Origin of the sequence: Hymenobacter sp. BT188, from assembly GCF_014333585.1 — a bacterium.
Lineage (GTDB): Bacteria > Bacteroidota > Bacteroidia > Cytophagales > Hymenobacteraceae > Hymenobacter.
Window position 1 is genome coordinate 539,671 of record NZ_JACSCW010000003.1, and the last position, 14,650, is coordinate 554,320.

13 protein-coding genes and 2 tRNA genes are annotated in these 14,650 nt (G+C 52.0%); 7 read left to right on the forward strand and 8 right to left on the reverse strand.

Going from position 1 to position 14,650, the window contains the following annotated elements; genetic code table 11:
* From H8B13_RS10415 to H8B13_RS10435, 5 genes are all read right to left on the reverse strand, one after another.
* Positions 1–819 (reverse strand): ABC transporter substrate-binding protein, encoded by an 819-nt coding sequence (locus H8B13_RS10415; protein WP_261990311.1) that lies wholly within the window; start codon positions 817–819, stop codon positions 1–3.
* Between the two features lie 100 nt (positions 820–919).
* The gene (locus tag H8B13_RS10420; RefSeq protein ID WP_187310727.1) at positions 920–1,990 is read right to left on the reverse strand and encodes a M42 family metallopeptidase; all 1,071 of its coding nucleotides are present in this window, start codon (positions 1,988–1,990) and stop codon (positions 920–922) included.
* Between the two features lie 159 nt (positions 1,991–2,149).
* The gene (locus tag H8B13_RS10425) at positions 2,150–3,718 is read right to left on the reverse strand and encodes an acyl-CoA carboxylase subunit beta (RefSeq protein WP_187310728.1); all 1,569 of its coding nucleotides are present in this window, start codon (positions 3,716–3,718) and stop codon (positions 2,150–2,152) included.
* 170 nt (positions 3,719–3,888) lie between these two features.
* A complete protein-coding gene (locus tag H8B13_RS10430; protein ID WP_187310729.1) occupies positions 3,889–6,504 on the reverse strand; it encodes an ATP-dependent Clp protease ATP-binding subunit in 2,616 nt (871 codons plus the stop codon).
* Between the two features lie 112 nt (positions 6,505–6,616).
* Positions 6,617–7,249 carry a WbqC family protein gene (locus H8B13_RS10435; RefSeq protein WP_187310730.1) on the reverse strand — a complete coding sequence of 211 codons (633 nt, stop codon included), beginning with the start codon at positions 7,247–7,249 and terminating at the stop codon, positions 6,617–6,619.
* An 87-nt stretch (positions 7,250–7,336) separates the two neighbouring features.
* Between H8B13_RS10435 and H8B13_RS10440 the strand changes: the two genes are divergently transcribed.
* Together H8B13_RS10440 and H8B13_RS10445 are read left to right on the forward strand one after the other, a co-directional pair.
* On the forward strand, positions 7,337–8,227 hold the full coding sequence (locus tag H8B13_RS10440; protein ID WP_187310731.1) for a hypothetical protein: 891 nt from the start codon (positions 7,337–7,339) through the stop codon (positions 8,225–8,227).
* Complete coding sequence (locus H8B13_RS10445; RefSeq protein ID WP_187310732.1) at positions 8,224–9,126, forward strand: lysophospholipid acyltransferase family protein; 903 nt, start codon at positions 8,224–8,226, stop codon at positions 9,124–9,126. The genes H8B13_RS10440 and H8B13_RS10445 overlap by 4 nt, the downstream gene beginning before the upstream one ends.
* Before the next feature lie 102 nt (positions 9,127–9,228).
* Here H8B13_RS10445 and H8B13_RS10450 read toward each other — a convergent pair whose 3' ends face one another.
* Positions 9,229–9,858, reverse strand: coding sequence for an L-threonylcarbamoyladenylate synthase (locus H8B13_RS10450; protein ID WP_133273742.1), 630 nt, complete (start codon positions 9,856–9,858; stop codon positions 9,229–9,231).
* A 300-nt stretch (positions 9,859–10,158) separates the two neighbouring features.
* Here H8B13_RS10450 and mltG point away from each other — a divergent pair, with 300 nt between their 5' ends.
* The 5 genes from mltG to H8B13_RS10475 all read left to right on the forward strand — a co-directional run bounded on the left by mltG (position 10,159) and on the right by H8B13_RS10475 (position 13,190).
* On the forward strand, positions 10,159–11,235 hold the full coding sequence (gene mltG / locus H8B13_RS10455) for an endolytic transglycosylase MltG (protein ID WP_187310733.1): 1,077 nt from the start codon (positions 10,159–10,161) through the stop codon (positions 11,233–11,235).
* Between the two features lie 16 nt (positions 11,236–11,251).
* On the forward strand, positions 11,252–11,803 hold the full coding sequence (locus H8B13_RS10460; protein WP_187310734.1) for an acyl-CoA thioesterase: 552 nt from the start codon (positions 11,252–11,254) through the stop codon (positions 11,801–11,803).
* Between the two features lie 88 nt (positions 11,804–11,891).
* Entirely contained in the window at positions 11,892–12,887 is a 996-nt protein-coding gene (locus H8B13_RS10465; protein WP_187310735.1) for a YihY/virulence factor BrkB family protein, read from the forward strand.
* A 106-nt stretch (positions 12,888–12,993) separates the two neighbouring features.
* A tRNA-Ser gene (locus H8B13_RS10470) sits at positions 12,994–13,080 on the forward strand.
* Positions 13,081–13,105: 25 nt separating this feature from the next.
* A tRNA-Ser gene (locus H8B13_RS10475) sits at positions 13,106–13,190 on the forward strand.
* Between the two features lie 94 nt (positions 13,191–13,284).
* Here the strand turns inward: H8B13_RS10475 and H8B13_RS10480 are convergent.
* Together H8B13_RS10480 and H8B13_RS10485 are read right to left on the reverse strand one after the other, a co-directional pair.
* Positions 13,285–13,902, reverse strand: coding sequence for a thioredoxin family protein (locus H8B13_RS10480; RefSeq protein ID WP_187310736.1), 618 nt, complete (start codon positions 13,900–13,902; stop codon positions 13,285–13,287).
* 48 nt (positions 13,903–13,950) lie between these two features.
* Positions 13,951–14,439 carry a TlpA disulfide reductase family protein gene (locus H8B13_RS10485; RefSeq protein WP_187310737.1) on the reverse strand — a complete coding sequence of 163 codons (489 nt, stop codon included), beginning with the start codon at positions 14,437–14,439 and terminating at the stop codon, positions 13,951–13,953.
* Positions 14,440–14,650 lie beyond the last annotated feature (211 nt).

Below are 14,650 nucleotides of genomic sequence, written 5' to 3' on the forward strand. Positions count from 1 at the left end.
TTATGACACAATAGCCGCCCTCAACTCAGTGAAATACGCGGCTGAATGTTGGAGTCGGCTGCCATACCAGCTGAATAGTTCTCCATCAACAATCTGGATTTGGGCTGGGGGACAAATTGCCTGAAATTCCGCAATGTGCTTATCTGCAAAAGGATAAGGCTCTGACGATAAAAGAATAACACGGGGCGCGGCCGCAGCTAACTGTTCAGTTGAAATCTCCGGATAGCGTTGCTGGGGGGCAAATACGTTGGCAAAACCTGCCCGCGCCAGCATATCATCTATGAAAGTGCCCGCAGCCGCCACCATATACGGCTTGCGCCAGATAAAATAAGCGACTGGTATGGGCTCCTGGGGAGGTGAAAGCTGCGCAAAGGCAAGCTCAATATTCGCCGCAAGTTGGTCCGCTTTGACCTTAGCACCCACCAGCACGCCCACTTGCCGAATCATGCGTAAGGCATCAGCGAGGTCACTAATGTCGCTGAGCCACACCGGATAATGCGCAGCCAACTGCTCAATGCCTTCCTGATAATTCTCCTCCTTATTGCCAATAATAAGATCGGGCTTTAGGGCGGCAATCTTCTCGAAATCAAAGTTTTTGGTGCCGCCGATTACGGTGGTCTGCTGCCGCGCTTCAGCTGGGTGAATGCAGAACTTTGTCACCCCAACTACTCTCTTCCCCAAACCTAAATCGAATAACAGCTCCGTCTGCGAAGGCACCAGCGACACAATACGATGCGGCGGATACGGCACCACCACGCGCCTTCCCATTTGGTCGGTGAGCGTGAGGGGCAGAGCAGGAGAGGGAGGAAACTGAGACATAAGAAGCCAAAAACACGATAAAGCCTTTACGAAACCAAGACGCCGACCTGACAATAGCGTGTCAAACCGGCGTCTTAGCTTTTTAGTCTACCAAATGCTGCTAGCTGAAATAACGGAAATCGTGGCCGTCCTCTATTCGCAGCAAGGTTTGGTAAATCAACCGAATTACATTCTCCACATCATCCTGATGTACCGTTTCCACGGTGGTATGCATATACTTGAGGGGCAGGGAAATAAGCGCAGCTGCTACCCCGGCATTGGAATAAGCAAAAGCATCGGTGTCGGTACCAGTGGCACGGGTTGCGGAAGCGCGCTGAAACGGAATGTCAGCGGTTTTGGCGGTTTCAATGATCAACTCGCGCAAATTGTTCTGCACAGCCGGACCATAGGTAACTACCGGGCCTTTACCGCAGTGTAGGTCACCGCTGGTTTTCTTCTCGTACATCGGCGCCTGCGTGTCATGAATCACGTCCGTGATGATGGCAACGTCCGGCTGAATGCGGTGCGCTATCATTTCTGCCCCCCGCAAGCCAATTTCTTCCTGCACTGCATTCACCACGTAGAGGCCGAAAGGTAACTTTTGATTATTTTCTTTCAGGAGTCTGGCTACTTCCGCAATCATAAAGCCGCCAATGCGGTTGTCTAGCGCCCGCCCAACATAGTATTGCTTGTTCATCACCATAAACTCGTCCTCGAAGGTGACGACCGAGCCTACATGGATACCCATGCGTTCAACCTCGTCTCTGGAGGTGGCGCCACAATCCAGAAAAATGGTTTCAATCGTAGGCGCCTTATCCTGCTCTACCTTACGCACGTGGATAGCTGGCCAGCCAAATATGGCCTTTACAATGCCCTTATCGGTATGAATATTTACGCGTTTGGATGGAGCCACCAAAGCGTCTGAACCGCCATTGCGCCGCACATAGATGTAGCCTTCTTTCGTGATGTAGTTCACGAAGTAGGAAATCTCATCGGCATGTGCCTCGATAACGACTTTATACTTGGCCCCCGGGTTGATTACCCCGACTACAGTACCGTAGGTATCCACGAAATACTCGTCGATGTACGGTCTGATATAGTTAAGCCACAGCTTTTGCCCTTCCTTCTCAAAACCAGTAGGTGAAGGGTTATTTAGGTATTTCTGAAGAAAATCGAATGATTCGTTACGCATGGGTGGATCAGATTGAAATAGCTGCCATTCGGGAAGGAATATAAAATGCCCAAAAGGATACAGGTGCTTGTTGGGTAATCATAAATACTTTGTAGTCAACGCATTCAGGATGGCTAAACTAAATGCGCTTTCAACTGAAGTAAAGAGTTGAAGGCTGACCTACAACGGAATGTTGCCGTGTTTTTTTCGCGGCAACACATCTACCTTGTTCTCGAGCATTTTGAACGCGCGAATCAATTTCTGACGCGTCTGGGCAGGCAGAATCACCTCATCTACAAAGCCCCGATGTGCAGCACGGTAAGGAGTCGCAAACTTCCGCTGATACTCGTCCACCTTTTCGGCTAGCTTAGCTTCCGGATCGTCAGCGGTGGCTATTTCACGTTTGAAAATGATTTCGGCCGCACCTTTAGCTCCCATCACCGCAATTTCGGCAGTGGGCCAGGCGTAGTTCATATCGGCCCCAATGTGCTTGGAGTTCATCACATCGTAGGCACCGCCGTACGCTTTGCGGGTAATAACCGTGATACGCGGCACCGTAGCTTCGCAAAAAGCATAGAGCAGCTTTGCACCATTTGTGATGATGCCCCGCCACTCCTGATCGGTGCCTGGCAAGAAGCCCGGTACGTCTTCCAGTACTAAGAGCGGAATGTTAAAGGAGTCACAAAAACGCACAAAACGGGCGGCTTTGGTACTGGCATTGATGTCGAGTACGCCGGCCAGCACGGCTGGTTGATTGCCTACAATCCCAATGCTACGACCGCCTAGCCGGGCAAAGCCAACGACAATGTTCTCAGCGAAATTCTGGTGAACTTCCAGAAATGAGCCGACATCGATAATGCCCTCTATTACTTCCCGAATATCATAGGGCTGATTCGGGTTCTCTGGAATAATAGTATTCAGCGCGGGACGCATTTCGTCGCCTTGAGGCTCGTAGGGGAGGCTGGGGGGCGTTTCTTCGCAGTTCTGCGGCATGTAGCTCAGCAGCTGCTTAAGGTGGGTGATGCATGCTACCTCATTGGCGCAGCTGAAGTGTGTTACACCGCTCTTGGCTGAGTGTGTGCTGGCGCCGCCCAACTCTTCGCTGGTCACATTCTCATGCGTTACCGTCTTCACTACGTTTGGCCCCGTCACGAACATATAGCTCGTGTTTTCCACCATCAGAATAAAGTCGGTGATGGCCGGCGAGTATACCGCGCCACCAGCGCAAGGCCCCATGATAGCCGAGAGTTGTGGAATGACGCCCGAAGCCAGCGTGTTTTTGTAGAAAATATCGGCGTAACCACCCAAACTCACTACGCCTTCCTGAATCCGCGCCCCGCCCGAGTCATTCAAACCAATAACCGGCGCCCCATTCTTCATGGCCAAGTCCATGATCTTCACAATTTTCTCAGCATGTGTCTCACTTAGAGAGCCACCAAAAACCGTGAAATCCTGTGAGAAAACATATACTAGGCGGCCATTTACGGTGCCGTAACCTGTCACCACACCATCTCCTAGATAATACTCTTTGTCCAAGCCAAAATCCTTGGAGCGGTGCATTACAAACTTGCCGATTTCCTCAAACGAGCCTTCGTCCATCAGTAAATCTACCCGTTCTCGAGCGGTCAGCTTACCTTTTTGGTGCTGCGCATCGATGCGAATTCGCCCCCCACCAAGCAATGCTTCCGCATTTTTTCGGTCGAGGATTTCCAGTTTGCTTAGTTGGGCGTCGGCGTGAGGATCGGACATATATGGGTGGGAATTGATGTAGCTACTTAGGTTAGGAAGTCAAAGGTAACCGAAGGGCGCAAAAATGACGCACAGAACTTGGGGGGCTTTTTTAGATCTAAGCAGAAAATGATTGAAAAGTAAAAGGGCCGACCTCTGTGAAGAAGTCGGCCCTTTCGGTAATATGAAATTTACTTGCCTTTGCCCTTGTCCGTTACGTCATCGGCGTCTGGCTCGGGCGCTTCCTCTGGCCGCTCGTCGCTGGCCAGATTCGTCTTTTCACCACTCTTACTTACTGCAAAGACTAGCTCTTCAGCACCTTCCGTGAAGTCAGCGGTGATTACGTCGCCTTGAGCAATTTCTGCTTTAAGGATTTCCTCAGCAATCGGATCTTCGATATACTTCTGGATAGCCCGGTTCAGCGGACGCGCACCATACTTCGGATCATAGCCTTTGTCAGCCACGAAATCCTTAGCAGCTTCAGTCAGCTCAACTTTGTAACCCAAGGTCTGGATACGCGACAGGAGCTTCGCCAGCGAGATGTCGATAATCTTATGAATGTCTTTCTTCTCAAGAGCATTAAAGACAATCACATCATCCAAACGGTTGAGGAACTCCGGCGAGAAGGTCTTGCGCAGAGCATTAGTGATGGTGCCCTTCATGATATCATCCATGTTATCAACTCTGGCCTTAGTGCCAAAGCCGATACCTGCACCGAAGTCCTGCAAATCGCGGGCACCAATGTTGGAAGTCATGATGATAATCGTGTTGCGGAAGTCCACCTTGCGGCCTAGGCCGTCAGTCAGAATACCGTCGTCAAGCACTTGCAAAAGCAGGTTGTACACGTCGGGGTGAGCCTTCTCAATCTCGTCGAGCAGGATAACCGAGTAAGGCTTGCGACGGATCTTCTCCGTCAACTGACCGCCTTCTTCGTAACCCACGTAGCCGGGAGGCGCGCCCACCAGGCGCGATACACTGAATTTCTCCATGTACTCACTCATGTCGATACGCACGAGTGAATCCTCTTTGTCAAACAGATAAGTAGACAGCACTTTAGCAAGCTCCGTCTTACCTACACCCGTTGGGCCGAGGAATACGAACGAGCCGATAGGCTTCTTCGGATCTTTCAAGCCTACACGCGTACGCTGAATAGCTTTCACCAATTGCTTGATCGCTTTATCCTGGCCAATTACTTTGCCTTGCAACTCCTCACCCATGTTGAGCAGCTTCTGGCTTTCGTTCTGGGCCACACGCACTACCGGAATACCAGTCATCATGGCGATTACCTCAGCCACGTTTTCCTCTTTCACAGTGTAACGCTTCTTCTTGGTCTCATCTTCCCAGCTCTTTTTAGCTGAGTCGAGTTGCTCGAGAAGCTTCTTCTCTTTATCGCGAAGCTGAGCGGCTTCCTCGTATTTCTGCGACTTCACCACACGATTTTTCTCCACTTTAATATTCTCAATCTGCTCTTCGAGCTTGAGAATATCTTCGGGAACCACGATGTTGTTGATGTGTACGCGGGCACCAGCTTCATCGAGAATATCGATGGCTTTGTCTGGCAAGAAGCGGTCGGACATGTAACGGTCTGACAACTTCACGCACGACTCAATCGCCTTATCGGTATAGATAACGTGGTGATGGTCCTGATACTTGTCCTTGATGTTGTGCAGTATTTCAATCGTTTCCTCCGGTGTGGTGGGATCCACCATTACCATCTGGAAACGACGGGCCAAAGCACCATCTTTCTCAATGTATTGACGATACTCGTCCAGCGTAGTAGCACCGATGCATTGAATTTCGCCGCGGGCTAGAGCAGGCTTAAACATGTTAGAGGCATCCAGCGAGCCGGAAGCTCCACCAGCACCAACAATTGTATGCAGCTCGTCAATGAAGAGGATGACGTCGGGCGATTTTTCCAGCTCATTCATTACGGCCTTCATGCGCTCCTCAAATTGCCCCCTGTACTTAGTGCCAGCCACCAGCGAAGCCAAATCCAGTGTCACCACGCGCTTGCCAAACAGCACACGCGAAACTTTCTTCTGGATAATACGCAAGGCCAAGCCTTCGGCAATAGCCGTTTTACCAACACCGGGCTCACCGATGAGGATAGGGTTGTTTTTCTTACGGCGCGACAGAATCTGAGCTACACGCTCAATTTCTTTCTCACGGCCTACGATGGGGTCAAGCTTGTCTTCCTCAGCCAACTTGGTCAGGTCGCGACCGAAGTTGTCGAGCACAGGGGTGCGCGACTTTTCGCCAGGCTTCTTAGCAGCCGAGCTGCTACCGGAGCTGCTGCTGCGGCTAGAGCCGCCGAAAAGCTTGTCGTTGTCGTCGTCGTCGGTATCGGGGGCGCGGTCGGTGGGGGCAGGGTTGCCGTGATAGTCCAGCGAGTCGCGTACGGATTCGTAGTTCACGTTGAATTTGCTGAGGATTTGCGAAGAAATATTGTCTTCATCGCGCAGAATCGACAGCAAGAGATGCTCGGTGCCGATAATTTCGCTCTTGAAGATTTTGGCCTCTAGATAAGTGATCTTGAGAACTTTCTCGGTTTGTTTGGTCAGCGGAATAGAGCCGGTAATGCTCGTGCCTTGTGTAGCCGTGTTGCGGGTTGCTTGTTCCAGTGCGTACTTAAGCTCTTCCACCGAAACACCCAATTTCTTGAGCAGTCCGATGGCAGTGCCTTCGCCTTCGCGGATCATGCCCAACAGCAGATGTTCGGTGCCGATATAATCGTGCCCGAGCCGGATGGCTTCTTCCCGGCTCAAAGAGATGACCTCTTTGACTCGATTTGAGAATTTAGCTTCCATGCAGATAAGGTAGTGAAGAAAATATAGATCCCCGCTAAAAAAGCGGGTTGGGCCGGATCAACCTGAAAACAGGAAAGGGCGGGCGAAGGTTCGGGGGCAGCACTAAGGAAATCTACGCGAGATAGCTGCCGGCGTTGGGGCCTTGCGAAAAAAGCAGGTCCAATATGCTTAAATGAGGAACAAATTGCAGGCCAAAGGTCTGCGAATAAGGCCGCACCCGGCCCTGTTCGGACGGAGTGTCAGGTTCGGGGTGAGCAGTTGCTTTTGGTGTCAGCCAATCGCGCCGGTCGCGCACCATAGGGTCGAGGTAGGAGGGATGATATTCAGGGGTAAATGCCACCGAAATTCGTAGCCGGAGGCATCGCAGATAGAAGTGCAGTAGGTTGAGGTTGAGGTCAAAAAGCAGCGGTGGTTTTTGTACGTAGATATCGTGCAAATAGTCGGCGTAATATTCAAAATACGGACTGCCACCATAAGCGGTTTGCAGCGTACGCCAATGCTGGTGCACCCAGTTTTGCCGATAATCTATCTCTAGCTCCGCAGTTTTGACTTTCTCGCTTCGATTACCGTCTACTACAGGCACTGTTAATGGCTTCACGCCTTGGGCCGTCAGGATAAGACACCGGTTGCGATAGGTTTGCTTGCGATAGTTTTCGTGGCTTTCTAGTAACAAGGAATCAGCCCCTACTAGTTCGGCAAAAAAGGCAATTGGTGGATTATAAGGCAATTCAAATAAAACGGGCATGATGCTGGCAAGTCGGGCGCGAAAAGCGGAAACGCTGCAATAGTAAACAGATCGGAAGTACTTTTGCCCCGCCATTAATCAGCCAAAATGACAAAATCATTTGCCCTACGGCTGCTTGCCGCCTTGCTCATGTTCAGCAATGCCCTCGCAGCCCAAGCTCAAAAAACCGGCTTATTACTCGACGTAGCCCGTTTTCGGAATGAGAATGCCGTTACGAAGGGAACTGTAGTAGAACTGTACGTTACCGTGCCGGGCAATGCCCTGATTTATCGCAAGCGGGCTCCCAAAATATTTCAGGCAGCAGCTGTCGTTACGCTGGAAGCAGTTCGGGCCGATGGCTCAGCGGCGTATCAGGAGACAATCACCCTGAAACCGCCTGTGCTGAATGACACGAGCATAGCGTTGAAAAACCCGATTAGTTTTCAGAAGCGCATCGAACTTCCTGATGGGCAGTACATGCTGCGGGCTAAAGTGCAGGACCAAACGAGCAAAAAGAACCTTGCCACCATCGAGCAACCGCTGGTGTTGGACTTTAATGAACCCAAAACACGTTTGAGCGACATTGTGCTACTGGCGCAACCAGCGGGCCGCTCTGCTGTGCCAAGCGACAACTTTACCCGCGGTGGCTACAGCCTTGCCCGCACGCCCAACGGCCTCTACGCCCGCGGGGCCGACCGTCTGGCTTGGTACGCTGAACTATATGATGCTCCTGCGCCCATTGTGCTGGCCACTCGCTGCCGCATCCGGCCAGCAGCCGGCGGCGCTGATGTGCTCACTTCCGCTGGCCTGGCCCGTTCTGTAGCTAGTGGTCCGCATTTGGTACTGGGCGATATGAATATTGCCAATTTGATGGCCGGCGATTACGACTTAATCATAGAAGTGCGCGACGCCAAAGGCAAGCTCTTAACCTCACATACCACGCGCCTACAGCGCCGCCCCGACGAATACGCGCCCGCTGCGGCTGTTCTTCCTAAATGAAAAAAGCCCCCCACACTACATATCCGTGGTATTATCGCCCGCTAGAATGGTTCCTGACCAGTTTGGCTCGCTTGCCGTTGTCGGTGCTATATGTGGTGGCCGATGGGCTTTATCTGGTAATGTTGTATGGCTTGCGCTACCGCCGGCGGGTAGTGCTGGAAAATTTGCGCAATTCATTCCCTGACAAAACCGAAGCGCAGATTGAGCAGTTGGCGAAGGACTTTTACCGGCACTTTGCGGAGTTGTTGATAGAAATTCTGAAGCTGGGGGGCATTTCTGTGGCTGAGTTGAAGCGGCGAGTGTTTATGCCCAACCCCGAAGTGCTGGAAAAGCTACTGGCTAAGGGAAAGCCAGTGTTGGCGCTCGGTTCGCACGCCGGCAACTGGGAATGGATTATTACGGCCGGTGCTGTATGGCTAGGTCCGCGGGCCGATGGGGTGTACAAGCCGCTTACCAACCCGTTTTTTGAAGATTTTGTGTACCGGCTGCGTACTCAAACGGGCGCCAAACTTGTGCCCATGCGCGATACGCTCCGTCACTTGGTGCGCCACCGCAACGAAGGCCGGGTGCTGAGTATGCTAAGCGACCAAAGCCCCAGCCGCGCCGACCAGCAATACTGGACGGCTTTCCTTCACCAAGACACCGCTTTCTACACGGGCGCCGATAAGCTGGCTGCTCAGTTTCAGTGCCCAGTGGTGTACGTAAGCATCCGGCGCTTACGGCGTGGCTACTATGAAATGCGCCTCGTTGAGCTCTACGACGGTGAAACCCCTTTGCCCAAAGACGGCCACCAGATTACGGAGGCCTTCGCCCGCCAGCTAGAGGTTGACATACAAGCTGATCCGGCTGACTACCTCTGGTCGCATCGCCGCTGGAAACATAAACGCTCCGCTTTATGATGAAGCAAGAAGTGACATGATATGAGAATATTCTTCCGCAAAAAAGCCCCCAAGCTTTCTTGGGGGCTTTTTTGCGGAAGAATATTCTCACTAAGCCAAGCATCACAAATACTGCTCAATATCACCGGCACCCTGGCGGATAATGTCGAAATCATCATTGGTGCAGTCGACTACGGTACTGGCGATGTTGTTGCCAAAGCCGCCATCAATAACCAAGTCCACCAGCGGGCGATACTTCTCGAAAATCAGGTCCGGGTCGGTGGAATATTCGATCAGCGTATCCTCGTCGTGAATAGAAGTGCTGACGATGGGATTGCCCAACTCCCGCACCATGCCTAGGCAAATGTTGTGGTCGGGAACGCGAATACCCACCGTTTTGCGTTTCACGCCGCCGTAGCGCGGAGCCTTGGGGCTGGCTTCAAAAATGAAGGTAAACGGACCGGGCAGTGCTTTCTTCAGCACTTTATATACCGGCGTAGTGATGCCGTGGGCGTAGTCGGTGATGTGGGAAAGGTCGTGGCAGATAAACGATAGATTCGCTTTTTCGGGATGAATGCCCTTAATGCGGCAGAGCTTTTCGACGGCTTTCGCGTTGTGAATGTCGCAACCCAAGCCATAAATCGTATCCGTGGGATAAATAATTACTCCTCCTTTGCGCAACACTTCCACGGCTTGCAGCAAACGATTTTGGGGCGGATTATCGGGGTGGATGCGAAGCAGGGTAGCAGACATGAGCGAGCGGATATAAGGTGAAAAACGAAGAAAACCGGCGCCGGGCCGGAATCGGGCAAGATACTGCGGGAGCTGAATACCTGTCACTCGTTCGCAATTCTTTTACTGAAGGTTACTCTTTACGCTCCTTAAATCCAAAAAAGCCCCCCAATCGAACATAATCGAACACTGGGGGGCTTTTTTCGCGTTAGCAAAACCGGAAGCATAGAACGTGTACTTTTGGCCCCGAAAAATGAAACTGGCTAAAGTCGTGCTTCGCGCCGCCGGTTCTTCCTAGTGAGCCCAATCTCTCTTCTACTCATGTCTCAAATTTCCCGCGCCGAATCCAAAGCCAAAGCTCAGAAGCGCCGCAATCGTTATGCCGCCGTGGTAGCAGTGCTCGGTGTCTTGTTCGTGTCGTTCTCCTATTATTTCTACCAGGTTTTCTACACGCCCAACGTCGAGACCAAAGGCCAGCCGACCTACCTGCTTATCCGGCAGGGGCAGAGCTACAAGGCCGTCATGGACTCGATTGACGCTAAGAATGTCATCATTGATCGGCTTTCGTTTCGCTTCGTGGCTAAGCTCATGAAGTATGACGAGCTAGTGAAGCCCGGCCGCTACGAGCTGAAAGATGGCTACACGAACCGCGAAATGGTCAACGACTTACGGCGTGGTATTCAGTCACCGCTCAGCCTGACTTTCCAGAATATTCGCCTGCGTCAGGATTTGGCGAAGAAGCTTAGCACCACCATCGACGCCCGTCCGCACGAGTTCGATAGCCTGCTCAGCAGCCCTAGCTACACCCGCTCCCTAGGCTTCGACACCACGAGTATCCTGGGCATGTTTATCCCGAATACCTACGAGCTCTACTGGAATACTTCGGCCGAAAACCTCATGCAGCGCATGAAAAAGGAGTATGAGAAGTTCTGGACGCCGGCCCGTGATGCCAAAGCCAAAGCGCTAGGCCTGACCCGGGCGCAGGTAAGTACGCTGGCCAGTATTGTAGAAGCCGAGCAGCAGCAGCACGCCGACGAGCGTCCGCGCGTGGCCGGCGTATACCTCAACCGCCTAGAGCGCGGCATGCTGCTTCAGGCCGACCCGACCGTGGTATATGCCAACGGCGACTTCGGCATCAAGCGCGTATTGAACGTACACTTGGCGAAAGATTCGCCTTATAACACGTACAAATACAAAGGTTTGCCCCCCGGGCCCATCAACTTGCCCAGCATTGCCAGCATCGATGCCGTATTGAACCCCGAGAAACACCAATACATCTATTTCTGCGCTAAGGAAGATTTCAGCGGCTACCACGCCTTCGCAACCAACGAGCGCGACCATCTGCTGAATGCCCGCCGCTACCAAGCTGCTCTCACGCGGAGCGGCATTATGAAGTAACCCCTACCTTCCGTCTATGTACACTTCCGATATCCAAATCCGCGTCCGCTATGCCGAAACCGACCAGATGGGCTACGTATACCACGGCAACTATGCCGCCTACTTCGAGGTCGCCCGGACGGAAGCTTTTCGGCAATTAGGTATCCGGTACAAAGATTTGGAAGCCGACGGCGTAGGCATGCCGGTAGGGGAGATACGCACCCGATTTCGCCGCCCCGCCCGCTACGACGACTTGCTGACGGTGAGATTGATGCTGCGCCAGCCAGCGGAAGGGTCGAGGGTGATGTTTGAGTACGAAATCTACAACGAAGGCTCAGAGCTACTCACCGAAGGCCATACGTTGATGGTGTTTGTAAGCACGGCTACGGGGCGGCCAGTTCCGATTCCGGACGCTATCCAGAATAAGCTCGCTCCCTACTTTACCGAGGACGAAACAGCTGGACCGCTTACGCCTACGTCTTCTAAATTGCCCCCCGACGCTCCAGCACCCGCGGCTTTTGCTCCCAAACTTTTGCTCCCAAAAAGGATAAGTAACAGTTCTGGATTGCAAGCAGCCTCCTGTCACTGAGTTCATGTGATTGGAAAGGAAAGCAGGAAACGATGAACACCTTCTGGGGGGCAAATTGTTATGCCGATTGTACGTTGACCGTTGATCTATGAGAAACCCCGTTCGCCGCTACCACTACTCCGAGGTGCGCCGCCGGCGTTCATACCGCAAGTTCATCGTGTGGCTCAAGCGCCTGCGGTTCAACCACGGCCAAGCATCGGTGTACGACGTGCTCGACCGCATGATTCAGGAGCTGAAGCTGGACAGCATCACCAAGCGGGCCAGCTACATGGCGTTCAACTTTACTATCGCCATTTTCCCCACTATCATCTTCCTGTTCACGCTTATTCCCTACATCCCTATTCCGCAGCTGAACATTGATATCCTTCAGTTTCTGCGCGATATCATGCCCCGCGAAATGTATGTGGCTACGGCCGATACTATTGAGGACATCATCAACATCCCGCACGGCGGGTTGCTGTCCTTCGGTTTTCTGACGGCGCTGGTACTTTCCTCCAATGGTATCATGGCCCTGCTGGATGCGTTTGAGAAGAAATATCCGTCGTTTAAGCGCCGAACCTACGTGCGCAAGCGTGTCATTGCTACCCTACTGACCATTGTGCTGTCATTCGTACTCCTGTTCGCCATTGCGGGCATTTTCTTCGGTACTTACATCATCGACACGCTGGTATTCTACGAAATAGTGCCCGCTGAGTTAACAAATCAGCTTATTAGTTTGCTGAAGTATGGGTCGGTGGCCGGTCTGTTCCTTCTCGTCACTTGCGTGATTTACTATTACGTGCCGCCAGTGCATGACAAATGGCCCTTCCTGTCGGCAGGCGCGGTGGTAGCTACGTTGCTCATCTTTTTGGTGTCCTTTCTGTTCATTCTCTATATCAAGATTTTTGACAGTTATAACCACTTTTACGGCTCTATTGGTACGCTGGTGGGCTTTATGGTGTGGCTGGATTTTGTGTGCATGACCCTGATTCTGGGCTTTGAGGTGAACGTCAGTATAGATGCCGTTACGGGACGTCTGCGGACCATTGCAAACCTGCCTGTAGCTATCAGCGGGCGGAGTCTAGCCACGGTTGAAAAAGCTTAAAAGGGACAAAGCGTAAAATTTCTACTATAATTACGCTGTAGTTATTGCTAATTGTCAATTGCCTCTTACTTTTGCCGTCCCCAAACCGCCTAATTGGGGGAACGTTAGAGAGGTGGCAGAGTGGTCGAATGCGACGGATTCGAAATCCGTTATACCGGCAACGGTATCGGGGGTTCGAATCCCCCCCTCTCTGCATTAACAGTTAGTACGCGTGACCTAGAGAGCTGGCAGAGTGGTCGATTGCGGCGGTCTTGAAAACCGTTGAGGGTTAAACCTCCGGGGGTTCGAATCCCTCGCTCTCTACTAAAAAGCCCCCCGTTTCCATTTTGAAAACGGAGGGCTTTTTTACGTTAATGCTACCACCGTAAAGCGCAGCGATTATCACTGGGGGCTTTTTCTAAGCCTTCTTCCACTTGATGGTGCAGCCAACGGCTTTCGTAGAGTTGGTAGCAGCAGGCTTGCCAGCCATAATGTCGTTGAGGGCATTCTCTACGTATTTGGTTTTCACCGCAGTAGGCTCTTCAGAGTTGTCATCAATGGCACCAATGTAAGCCACTTTCAGAGCATTGCCCTGACGGGTGAGGACGTAGAGATGAGGCGTGCGCGTAGCACCATAAGTCTGCGCTACGTTCTGCGTTTCATCGAATAAGTACGGGAAGGGGTACTTTTTGCTGGTAGCCCGGGCCTGCATCTTCTCAAACGAGTCGCCGGGAGCTACGGCGGGATCGTTGGGGTTTATGGCTACCACAGGGTAGCCTTGGGGGGCAAATTTCCTGTGCAGATCAATAATGCGGCTTTCGTAGGCCTGAGCGTACGGGCAAGTGTTACAGGTAAACACCACGATAAAGCCCTTGGCCGCCTTATTATCGGCCAGCGACATGAGCTTGCCATCCACGTTTTTGAGCTTGAAGTCGGTGGCGGTGTCACCTACCTTATAGCCGCCGGAAGGCCGAACAAAAGCGCTCAGCAACACGAGGCTGAAGCAAAGGACGAAGAAGGAGGTTAGCTTTTTCATCGTGAGCCAAACAAGTTAAGAGTGAAAAATACGCACCAGACCACCTGGCTAGCGCAAAAACTTGGTGAGTTGTGTAGTAAGCTCTGCTTGGGTAAACTCTTGCTCGAAGGCAGCGCGCTTCTGCTTTTTATTATTGAGCATCAGCGTGAAAGGGATAGACCCCGACCAGTTGTCATCTACTTTGCCGAGCCATGTATTTGGGTCTGTTTCGTTGAGCAATAGTACTTCCGATTTGAGCCCGCGCTTCTGCACAAACGGCTTTACCTTTTTATCCAGCTGGGAAGCATAGTCTAGGCTTACCAGCAGCACCTTTACTTTCTGGCCGGCGTAGGTCTTGTTGGCTTGTTCAAAATACGGTAGCTCCTTTATGCAGGGGCCGCACCACGTTGCCCAGAAGTTGACCACGTACGTTGTATCGTTGGGCTGGCGCAGGCGCTTTTCTAGGGCCGGAAACTTTACAACTTCTACTTGCTGCGCCTTACTGGGCACGGCCAGCAGCAGTAGCAAGCTGGCAAAAAGAATTCTACTAAGTAACATAGGTGCGTAACGTTGATTGGGGCGCTTTGGTACGAAAGACGCAGGAAAATGAAAGTAGTGACACTTTTGCTTTTTTCTTTCTCGACTCACCTTCTTTTCCTAAATTAATACAGGATAACAGCAACACCCTCAGTCGAATAACAGCCACTACGGAGGCATGTGCTATGTAGGGGCCCGATCCTGATTTCTTGTGCCTGATAGCGCTGCTTCT

Coding starts and splice junctions, on each gene's coding strand:
- H8B13_RS10460 (WP_187310734.1), top strand. CDS start 11,252: ATGTACACTTCCGATATCCAAATCCGCGTCCGCTATGCCGAAACCGAC.
- mltG (WP_187310733.1), top strand. CDS start 10,159: ATGTCTCAAATTTCCCGCGCCGAATCCAAAGCCAAAGCTCAGAAGCGC.
- H8B13_RS10450 (WP_133273742.1), bottom strand. CDS start 9,858: ATGTCTGCTACCCTGCTTCGCATCCACCCCGATAATCCGCCCCAAAAT.
- H8B13_RS10465 (WP_187310735.1), top strand. CDS start 11,892: ATGAGAAACCCCGTTCGCCGCTACCACTACTCCGAGGTGCGCCGCCGG.
- H8B13_RS10425 (WP_187310728.1), bottom strand. CDS start 3,718: ATGTCCGATCCTCACGCCGACGCCCAACTAAGCAAACTGGAAATCCTC.
- H8B13_RS10430 (WP_187310729.1), bottom strand. CDS start 6,504: ATGGAAGCTAAATTCTCAAATCGAGTCAAAGAGGTCATCTCTTTGAGC.
- H8B13_RS10445 (WP_187310732.1), top strand. CDS start 8,224: ATGAAAAAAGCCCCCCACACTACATATCCGTGGTATTATCGCCCGCTA.
- H8B13_RS10415 (WP_261990311.1), bottom strand. CDS start 819: ATGTCTCAGTTTCCTCCCTCTCCTGCTCTGCCCCTCACGCTCACCGAC.
- H8B13_RS10420 (WP_187310727.1), bottom strand. CDS start 1,990: ATGCGTAACGAATCATTCGATTTTCTTCAGAAATACCTAAATAACCCT.
- H8B13_RS10480 (WP_187310736.1), bottom strand. CDS start 13,902: ATGAAAAAGCTAACCTCCTTCTTCGTCCTTTGCTTCAGCCTCGTGTTG.
- H8B13_RS10440 (WP_187310731.1), top strand. CDS start 7,337: ATGACAAAATCATTTGCCCTACGGCTGCTTGCCGCCTTGCTCATGTTC.
- H8B13_RS10435 (WP_187310730.1), bottom strand. CDS start 7,249: ATGCCCGTTTTATTTGAATTGCCTTATAATCCACCAATTGCCTTTTTT.
- H8B13_RS10485 (WP_187310737.1), bottom strand. CDS start 14,439: ATGTTACTTAGTAGAATTCTTTTTGCCAGCTTGCTACTGCTGCTGGCC.